The organism is Vibrio sp. 10N.222.46.A1 (assembly GCF_041473595.1).
Taxonomy (GTDB): Bacteria; Pseudomonadota; Gammaproteobacteria; order Enterobacterales; family Vibrionaceae; genus Vibrio; species Vibrio tasmaniensis_A.
Map to the genome: position 1 here is coordinate 1 of NZ_JBFRSN010001469.1, position 1,616 is coordinate 1,616.

2 protein-coding genes and 1 pseudogene are annotated in these 1,616 nt (G+C 42.2%); 1 reads left to right on the top strand and 2 read right to left on the bottom strand.

All coding sequences use genetic code 11. The features are described from left to right. Window positions 1–248, bottom strand: a pseudogene (locus tag AB4496_RS27425) (metal-dependent hydrolase); the annotation flags it as partial. Window positions 249–401: 153 nt separating this feature from the next. Between AB4496_RS27425 and AB4496_RS27430 the strand changes: the two are divergent. Next, window positions 402–638 carry a glutaredoxin family protein gene (locus AB4496_RS27430; protein ID WP_012604109.1) on the top strand — a complete coding sequence of 79 codons (237 nt, stop codon included), beginning with the start codon at window positions 402–404 and terminating at the stop codon, window positions 636–638. Window positions 639–726: 88 nt separating this feature from the next. Here AB4496_RS27430 and AB4496_RS27435 read toward each other — a convergent pair whose 3' ends face one another. Next, window positions 727–1,599, bottom strand: a complete 873-nt coding sequence (locus tag AB4496_RS27435) for a LysR family transcriptional regulator (protein WP_102258528.1) — start codon at window positions 1,597–1,599, stop codon at window positions 727–729. Window positions 1,600–1,616 lie beyond the last annotated feature (17 nt).

Consider the following 1,616-nt stretch of genomic DNA (forward strand, 5'->3'; position numbering starts at 1 on the left):
CCTAATGCATTATTAATTAGGTGTATCTTGCCGTCATAAATCACTTTACTGATCGGTGGTGTTTTTTTCATATAACGATTTTTAATCTCAATCGCATAGTCAAACAGGGCTTTCTCGCTTTTTATTTCATGATTCTTTGGGTAGCGAGCTTCGAACCACGGCACCAACTTTCCCGATTCAACTAGTTGAGTTACCGGGTCGAGAATGTGCTTCGGGTAGCCTTGGATATAGCGTAAAGAAGGATGCATGCTGAAAGACCGTACAAGTTACACCACGACAATACGTTGTGGTCTTGAAAATTGAGCCGCATAGTGTAACTGATCACACTTTTCTAATCACCTAGGATTCGTTACACTTTAGCGAGATTCACCAAGAGCTAGACTCAAAAAGAGATTATAAAAATGAAACGTGTTGTATTGTACGTCGCAGACAAATGCCCGCACTGTAAAGATGCACAGCGCTATTTGGATTCAAAGAAAATTGTTTACCGCCTAACGAATGCAAAGATGCAGCGTGGTCGTAAAGAGTTGCAAGCGATGGGAGCTCGCTCTATCCCCGTACTTAAAATCGGCGACCAGGTGATGGTCGGCTGGAATCAGAAGAACTTCGATAAGATGTATAACTCAAAGAGTACCTAAGTGCTCTAAGCCAGTAATACTTCTATATAATAAAGCCCGAATGTCCAATCTAGGATACTCGGGCTTTGTTGTTCTATACCATTCTAAATCACACGTAGCGCTTAACGAAATCAATAAAGGTTCGGTCTGCCTTCGACAAGTACCCTTCCTTTCTCCAAGCCAAAGATAGATTGAGTTTTACAGGATCTTTAAATGGCACCCCCACAACGTCTTCTTCGTATTCTGTGACCAAACTCAGCAGCGCAGTAATGGCAAACTCTCGTTTTACTATAGAAAGAATCATTGGCAATAAGTTGGTTTCGAATGCGATGGTCATGTCTAGGTTGTATTTTTTACACGTTGCATCGATAAAGTCACGGTGGAAATAACCCGACTTGAACATAATCAGTTCTTGAGCGAAAAACTCTTCAAAGGTAATGAATGGTTGTGACGCTAATGGGTGTTCTTTACCAACAACAGCTAGCATCTCAGAACTCAACAAGTGATCGGTTTCGAGATCATCTGGGACATTTTCATGATTGATAACCCCGATATCCAGTTCGCCGTTTAACAGCATTTCACGAATCGAAGCGGTACCAGCATCTATAAGCGTCAGTTTTAGGTTTGGGTATTGGCTTTTAAAGGCCATCACCACCTGTGGGAAAAAGTAGCTCCCCATCATACTTGGAGCGCCTAATCGAACCTCGCCTTTTTCTAGTCCCTTTAGCTCATTCATTGCGAGTTGAGCATCATCAAACTGCTGGGCGATTCGCTTTGCATGCTCAAACAGTACCTTTCCCTCTTCCGTTAAGGTGACGGATTTATCTCCTCGACGAAATAGAATCAACTCAAGCGTCTGTTCTAGTTTTTTAATGGAGATACTCAATGCAGGCTGTGCGATATGCAGCGCTTTTGCAGCCTGGGTAAAATTACCAAACTGAGCAACGGCCAGAAAATGTCGAAGAGGTTTTGATTCAAGCATGACGATATATTTAATAT

Coding starts and splice junctions, on each gene's coding strand:
- AB4496_RS27430 (WP_012604109.1), top strand. CDS start 402: ATGAAACGTGTTGTATTGTACGTCGCAGACAAATGCCCGCACTGTAAA.
- AB4496_RS27435 (WP_102258528.1), bottom strand. CDS start 1,599: ATGCTTGAATCAAAACCTCTTCGACATTTTCTGGCCGTTGCTCAGTTT.